The following is a 7,093-nucleotide window of genomic DNA, read 5'->3' as shown; positions in this document are numbered from 1 at the left end:
TCTTAAGCAAGCGGCACAAAGAAAAGGTGTAATAGTCGTGCTTTGTAACGAATCATATACATCAAAAACGTGCGGTAACTGCGGTCATGTTCATTATAAACTAGGTGGAAACAAAGTTTTTAAATGTTCACATTGCGGAATACAGATTTCTCGTGATGTAAATGGCGCACGCAATATTTTATTGTGTGCTTTGCAAGCAACTGCCTTCACCGTGACCCATGATTCTATCATGCTTTCTGACAAGTCAGAATTGACGGATGCCGTAGTTAATCTAGTTTAATCGCTTTGATTAGCTTAAAAGTTGCACTAAAAACCTAAATCTGCTTTAGCTATTTCCGCCGCAGCAAATACTTCTGCATCTGGCTTTTCTTCCCAAGCGGGATCACCAATTTCGGCGTAGAATGTGGTATCATAGGGTCTGGTCTTGACCACAACGGGCATAGGAACGGCATGGCCTAAAATTAAGGCCTGTTGTTTAGAGTCTAATTTGGCTAAGACTGAGCGCAAACCACCCGCACCAGATACACCGGTAAAAATGGCATCAATATCTTTTTCATCATTCAGCAAAGCGGTGATGCGTGTGCCAATTTGAGACATAACTTCATTATCAATTCCCGATGGACGTTGGTCTACTACTAGCAAAGTTACGAAATATTTTCGCAGTTCTCGGGCGATAGTGCCGAAAATTGTACTTTGGACAATGGACGGATCAAGGAACCGGTGCGCTTCCTCAATGGTAATCATTAATGGTGTCGGGCGATCGCAGGGATTTTTACTGTGTAAGAATTTATCTGCTTTCTTGACATATTCCTCATGAATACGTCGAGTAATCATGTTAGTCACCAACATATAAGAAAGCATATTGGATTGGGAACCAAATTCTATGACTACATTTTTCCCGGCTTCCAAAGACTGGATAATTTTACTAATATAATTCTGGGGACAAACTCCCCGCATATATTTCAAACTCTCCAAGCGCAAGAGTTTACGCTGTAAAGAGGTGATAGAACCTGGATGTCCTGGCTTTTCTTCGCAGAACATTTTAATATCCTCACCGGTCATCTTAAACAATTGGGTAATCCAAGATTTACCAAACTCGTTGTGTAAAATACTGGCGTTATCTAAAGCTGCTTCCGAGAGTCCTAAATCTCGACTACATAATTTAATATCTTCAACTGTGATTTGCTCATAACTCAGATATAATTCTTGAGCATCCCGCACCCCCCGACGCTTTGTAGATTGAGGGTCAAGGGTGTAGACTTCCACTTTACCAGGAAATAGTTGTTTTAAGCCTTTAACAGTATTAACATTTTTCCCTTCTGCTACTGCTTCCCAACCATACTCGGAATGCATATCGAAAATTAAATTTACCGCCGCATTTTTGCGGATGACTCCGGCTAAAAGTAAGCGTGTGAGGAAAGATTTACCAGTTCCAGATTTACCAAACACCCCATTACTCCGCTCAACAAAGCGGTTTAAATCAATACAAACTGGTACATCCATATCTAAGGGTTTACCCACAGAAAAATTCCGCCTGTGGGGGTCATCTTCCCAACCAAACACCCGGCGAAAATCCTCTTCACTTGCTTCGTAAACTTGGCTGAAATGACTGGGAATTGTTTTTACTGGGAGCAATTCCATAGTAGTACTAGTTTGGGGCTGAAATGAGGCTAAACCATTTGGCGATTTGACCAAACCATTGGTACTATGATTTGAGGATTCATCAGACTCAGGGGTAAACATCAACATGGGGGCGAGGTTGATAGTACCATAAGTACCACTACCAGCTAAAACTTCCCGTAAAAAAGTGTCTTCCCAACCCGGGGGATTAGCAAGAATGCGGGGGTTAGAAGTTCCTAATGCTACATCTGTCAGCATACAGAAAAAACGCGATCGCAATCCATGGACAACCAAGAATTTACCCACCCGCATATCTTCCACAGAAATATCCGGGTGTAATCTTACTTCTAACCCCCCAGTCAGAGAACCTTGGATAACCGAACCTAATGGTTGTGAAGAATTCATTTGAATAACTTATAGATTCCTGTGTTCATCTGTGGTTCCTAACTTCCATAACCCAACCAGCCAATAATACAAAGTTAATCACCATCATCCCATCACCTATTCAATTTGAATAGAAGTGGGTGCATTTCCCGTTGGTGGGGTTGCGATTAATGGTTTACGGAATTGAGTATACAGGCGATCGCGCCAGTCAAAAAATGGCTGATAATCAGGATTATCAGCTAAACCAGGTACACCTTTACCTCTGATACCTGCGGGTAAGTCTAAATAGGGGACTTCTGGGAACTTGAGTAATATTGATAAACTCGCCACTGTCAAATCAGCTAAAGTCGGCTCATCACCGGTTAAATATGGACTATCTGCCAATAATAATGTTAGTGCTTCTAAGTCTTGTTTCAAGTCCGCGATCGCCGATTTAATCACATCTGGACTATAACCGACCCCAAAGCCCAAAACAGTCAACACATCACCAGGTACTCCTGCAATTAGACTTTTAAATATATCCGGTGTGGAATTAGGTAATAAAGACTGGCGGAAATTTTGGTCTTGACTAATAGCAGAAAAAAGAGCTACCCTTGCTTTCTTACCGATTGATTCATCTGCCCATTCTTCCATCAATAAGCATAAACCACGTTGTCGAGAATCTTGAGGTATGAGTGGGCGATCGGGATATTCTAAATCTAAATACTTAGCAATTTCAGTAGAATCAACAATATATCTGTTACCATCCTTTAAAACTGGCACTTGTCTTTGTCCAGTCAGCCGAAATAAATCTATTTGTCCAATTCCGGGGGTAACTTCTATTTTACGGTAATTTAGCCCTTTGTAATCTAGAATCAACCGTACTTTCTCTGAATATTGAGATATTTCCCACTGATATAATTCCAGCATAACCTATATTTTCAAGAGTTTAATTCTACAACGCTCTTATTCTATCTTCACTTCCGGTAATTTTCCTGAGCAAGTCAGCAATTTAGCAAAAATCTTATGGAGGAAATAGGAGATTCTGTCTGTTAGTCAGGACTGTAGCCATGGTGCTAGGAAACCAAGTAGGATGTACAAAGTGTTTATTATGGATTCTGGGAAATTATCTCAGGTGTTTAAAAGCATAAGTGATAATTTTACATAGTTATTTGCACTAAAAATATTGCTGCTGGATTTATATATTTTGCATAGCGAAGTGTTATAAATCTTTAATGTCACCTATATTAAGAAGGACTAAAAAGATTTATGAAAGCAAATTACAGCAATTTTTTGACCAATCTTGCGGGAATAGTTGGGTTAGCCAGTGTTAGCCTTTTGCTCAATTTACCATCTCTAGCCAATGAAGCAACCAATAATCTAGCACAAGCTGGGGGTGGAACACTTAATCCTAGACCCAGTATTTTTGATGAGTTTCCCTATAACCGTAATAAACCTCGAACTCAACCCACCACCCCCAGGGTCACACCACCCACAACTCAAACTGAAAACAAAACCTTGTTAGCACTAGCAGAGTCTAGCCCTAAGTTTACCACCTTAATGGCGGCATTAAAAGCAGCGGGATTAACGGAAGCTTTGCAAGGTAGAGATCAATTAACAGTCTTTGCTCCCACCAATGAAGCATTTGCCAAATTACCACAAGATGCTGTCAGAGACTTGTTAAAGCCAGAGAATAAAGAAATCTTGCTCAAGCTATTAACTTACCACGTAGTCAGTGGCACAGTTCTATCTACTGATTTGTCATCTGGGGAAGTGCAAAGCCTTGAAGGGGGAGCCATAAGGGTCTCCGTTGGTTCTAATGGGGTGATGGTCAATGATGCCAACGTAGTTGAAGTAGATATTAAGGGTACTAATGGTGTGATCCACGCTATTGATCAGGTGATTTTGCCTCCTGACCTGTAGACCCCATCGTTGATACCATTATTCAAGCATGAAAGACCGTTGAGATCAATATCTAAGCGGTCTTTTTCTGTGTGTTAGGTGGGGTAGGGGGACTTGATATTGCCAATCCGCAAGACTCAAATATCTATCTTACTGGGGGTAGACAAGACGACATAAATATAGATTTACCTTAACATAACTTTTTATAACAGTTTTTTTCACTTTTCCTGTGATCATTAAAATTATGTGCCACAATTGGAGTTGAGAATTAATTCGGCGACAGCGTTTGTTTTTAGTATTGACAGGCTTTTTCCTTGTGGTATTTACAGACTTATCTCCGAAATCTAAATCTCTACGTTTTTGTGATTTTGGAGACCATTGATGTCAATTTATATAGGTAATCTTTCATACAGCGTTACCCAAGAAACCCTCACTGAGGTGTTTACAGAGTACGGCACCGTCAAACGAGTGCAAATACCAACCGACCGTGAAACAGGTCGTGTACGCGGATTTGCCTTCGTAGAGATGGGTTCGGACGATGAAGAAACAGCAGCCATTGAGGCTCTAGACGGTGCGGAATGGATGGGACGCGACCTGAAAGTGAATAAAGCTAAACCCAAAGAGGATAAAGGTTCCTTTGGTGGTGGACGGGGAGGATACGGTGGTGGCGGTTCCCGTAACCGCTACTAAAACCTCAGGACTAGGGGGGAAGTTTGTCCTAGTATCTAGTCCTCAACCCCTTTAATACTGTGGCTCCGAGCAAGGCTTAGTCCATGTTCGGAGCTTTTAACTATCAAAACATAGTGGGAGTGTGAGAACCCCCACGCTAAAGCATAGGGATGAAACCCGACTCAACAAGATTTATCCTATTGTATGCTTAACAAAAAGGTTTTAACAGGTATTAAGAAATCTTGAATAGTTGCTACTGTAACCGTTAAAAGCTTTAACGATTAAATGTGGTGTGTCGGTTGGTTTGAGGCTGACAAACAGATGAATATAGTCTGGTGCGACTTCCACCAGCTAAAATATCCCATTCCTTTTCCACTGCTAAATCAAGAAAAATTTGTTTCAATCTAGTTTATAGTGTCAAAGTAACTCGTGTATAAGTCCTATTGTGGTTTAGTATATGGTGGTTTTGACCGCACTTATTCGGCTCCAGATCAGCATAAATCCTATAGACACTTTGGGATGCGATCGCAGCTGATCAAGTCAGTCAGGTAAAAATCGGATAGCTAATGACTTATGTATATAAATAATAGTATTCAACCCGGTGTAACTTTAAGCGATCGCTATGTAATCGTTCGTCAAATCGGTCAGGGAGGTTTTGGACGTACCTATTTAGCTGAAGACCTGAACCGGTTCGGTGAACTGTGTGTTTTAAAAGAATTTTCCCCTCAAGTTCAAACAGACTATATTGCACAAAAAGCCCAAGAATTATTTCAGCGAGAAGCGGCGGTTCTCTACAAGCTAGAACATCCGCAAATTCCCCGCTTTCGGGAACTACTGCGAATTAACTTACAAGGTCAGGAATACCTGTTCCTGGTGCAGGATTATGTAGAAGGACAAACTTATAGTTCCTTATTAGATGCGCGTAAACAGCAAGGATTACGATTTACAGAACTTGAAGTTAGGCAATTGTTATTAGAAATTCTGCCAGTGTTGAAATATATCCACTCCATGGGGGTCATTCATCGGGATATCTCACCAGATAATTTAATCCTGCGCAGTACTGACAAATTACCGGTATTAATTGACTTTGGCGGCGTGAAACAAGTAGCCGCAACGGTGGCCTCGCAATATTACCAAGGGGAAAAAACCCCATCCCCCCAATCACCCACCCTACTAGGTAAAATAGGCTTTGCACCTCCAGAACAGATGCAAACAGGTATGGTGTATACTCACAGCGACTTGTACGCCTTGGCTGTCACCATCCTAGTTTTATTGACAGGTAAACAACCGCCAGAACTCATTGATAATTATAATCTAACTTGGCAATGGCGACGAGAAGTTACTCTCAGTCCGGTATTGGGACAGATATTAGATAAAATGCTATCCCCCAGACCAGGCGATCGCTATCACTCAGCTGCTCACGTCTTAGCTGCTCTCAACCCCTCATCAGTGAGTCATCCCCCAACTCAATATCCCACTAACCCACCCACATCTGCTACAGTTGCTGTTTCCCCCCCTCCCCCACCGCGCCCATCTCCCTCATCATCTCCCGAACCAACATCCGGGTTAACACCAGCAACAGCCTTAGTAGCAGTAATCATAGTTGCGGGTACAGCTGGGGGAATTTGGTGGGGATTCACTAGCAGTGATCACACTCCACAAACAGTTACACCTACTCGCCCTCCCACCCTTGAGCAACCCACGACACCCCCAGATCCACTCTCCCCAGCGGAACGTCAACGTAAACAAAGATTAAACAATCGCCGTCAACAATTGGGAATTGATTCCAGCTTTTACGTCCGGTTGGTAGATCAAATATTTTGGGACAATAACCCCAGTTTACAGCGACGCACTCTCACTGATCAAGCGCAAGATGAAAGTTTGCGGGCACAATGGGATAAAACAGCCGCTCAATTACTAGAAAAAGTAGCTGTATTGAGTACGAGGTCGCGCCAACAATTGGGAACTTATACAGCAGCAGAACGGGAAGCTTGGCGAGTGGAAGTTAACAAACTCAATGTGAGTATGACTTCTTTATATGATTTAGCTGACCCTGCGTTTTTCAACCAATTTCCTCAACAGCAAGGCCAAAATTTTATCAATCAACCCATGGGACAAGTTTGGCACGGGTTTGTTAGCGATAAACTTAACGCTATTGTCTCTGGAACGGCTTTAGACAGAATTCTATTTGATCCAGGTACTACCAGCAAAACAGTTACAGGTAATCTGCAATCAGCTGTTGACCCGACTGGGGGTAAAGTTTTTATTGCTCACCTGGCGCAAAATCAATTAATGGAAGTGAAGTTAGAAGCCAGTCCTCAAGTTTTACTTTCGGTTTATTCTCCTTCTGGCCAAGTGAAATTTTTAGAAGACTCTCCAGAACGTAATTTATTAGTTAATAAATTACCAGAATCGGGATTTTATCAGTTTGTAATTGCTTCCACAGCATCAGAACCACTAAGTTATCAACTCAGCATTGCGGCACAAACTCCTACCCCAGAACCTACCCCAGAACCTACCCCAGAACCTACCCCAGAAC

Annotated in this window: 6 protein-coding genes and 1 pseudogene; 4 read left to right on the top strand and 3 right to left on the bottom strand. The window is 42.0% G+C overall.

Annotated elements, in window-relative coordinates; all coding sequences use genetic code 11:
• The coding region (locus PN457_RS01485) for a transposase (RefSeq protein ID WP_271730845.1) at window positions 1–280 on the top strand (280 nt) is incomplete at its 5' end.
• Window positions 281–306: 26 nt separating this feature from the next.
• Here PN457_RS01485 and PN457_RS01480 read toward each other — a convergent pair.
• The gene (locus PN457_RS01480) at window positions 307–2,025 is read right to left on the bottom strand and encodes a helicase HerA domain-containing protein (RefSeq protein ID WP_271730843.1); all 1,719 of its coding nucleotides are present in this window, start codon (window positions 2,023–2,025) and stop codon (window positions 307–309) included.
• Window positions 2,026–2,121: 96 nt separating this feature from the next.
• Window positions 2,122–2,913: a glutathione S-transferase family protein gene (locus PN457_RS01475; RefSeq protein ID WP_271730842.1), complete on the bottom strand. Its 792-nt coding sequence runs from the start codon at window positions 2,911–2,913 to the stop codon at window positions 2,122–2,124.
• 339 nt (window positions 2,914–3,252) lie between these two features.
• On the opposite strand from PN457_RS01475, the gene PN457_RS01470 reads away from it, so the two are divergent.
• On the top strand, window positions 3,253–3,906 hold the full coding sequence (locus PN457_RS01470) for a fasciclin domain-containing protein (protein WP_271730840.1): 654 nt from the start codon (window positions 3,253–3,255) through the stop codon (window positions 3,904–3,906).
• A gap of 360 nt (window positions 3,907–4,266) precedes the next feature.
• Window positions 4,267–4,575 carry an RNA recognition motif domain-containing protein gene (locus PN457_RS01465; RefSeq protein WP_271730839.1) on the top strand — a complete coding sequence of 103 codons (309 nt, stop codon included), beginning with the start codon at window positions 4,267–4,269 and terminating at the stop codon, window positions 4,573–4,575.
• 219 nt (window positions 4,576–4,794) lie between these two features.
• Here the strand turns inward: PN457_RS01465 and PN457_RS01460 are convergent.
• Window positions 4,795–4,963, bottom strand: a pseudogene (locus tag PN457_RS01460) (transposase); the annotation flags it as partial.
• Window positions 4,964–5,127: 164 nt separating this feature from the next.
• Between PN457_RS01460 and PN457_RS01455 the strand changes: the two are divergent.
• On the top strand, window positions 5,128–7,093 hold a 1,966-nt coding region (locus tag PN457_RS01455; RefSeq protein ID WP_271730838.1), incomplete at its 3' end, for a serine/threonine-protein kinase.

Origin of the sequence: Anabaenopsis arnoldii, assembly GCF_028331025.1 — a bacterium.
Taxonomy (GTDB): Bacteria; Cyanobacteriota; Cyanobacteriia; order Cyanobacteriales; family Nostocaceae; genus Anabaenopsis; species Anabaenopsis arnoldii.
The sequence above is the reverse complement of the archived record's forward strand: the minus strand, read 5'-3'. Positions and strand labels throughout refer to the sequence as shown.

Excerpts from the sequence above, each read along its gene's own strand:
- PN457_RS01480 (WP_271730843.1), bottom strand. The coding sequence starts at position 2,025 with ATGAATTCTTCACAACCATTAGGTTCGGTTATCCAAGGTTCTCTGACT.
- PN457_RS01475 (WP_271730842.1), bottom strand. The coding sequence starts at position 2,913 with ATGCTGGAATTATATCAGTGGGAAATATCTCAATATTCAGAGAAAGTA.
- PN457_RS01470 (WP_271730840.1), top strand. The coding sequence starts at position 3,253 with ATGAAAGCAAATTACAGCAATTTTTTGACCAATCTTGCGGGAATAGTT.
- PN457_RS01465 (WP_271730839.1), top strand. The coding sequence starts at position 4,267 with ATGTCAATTTATATAGGTAATCTTTCATACAGCGTTACCCAAGAAACC.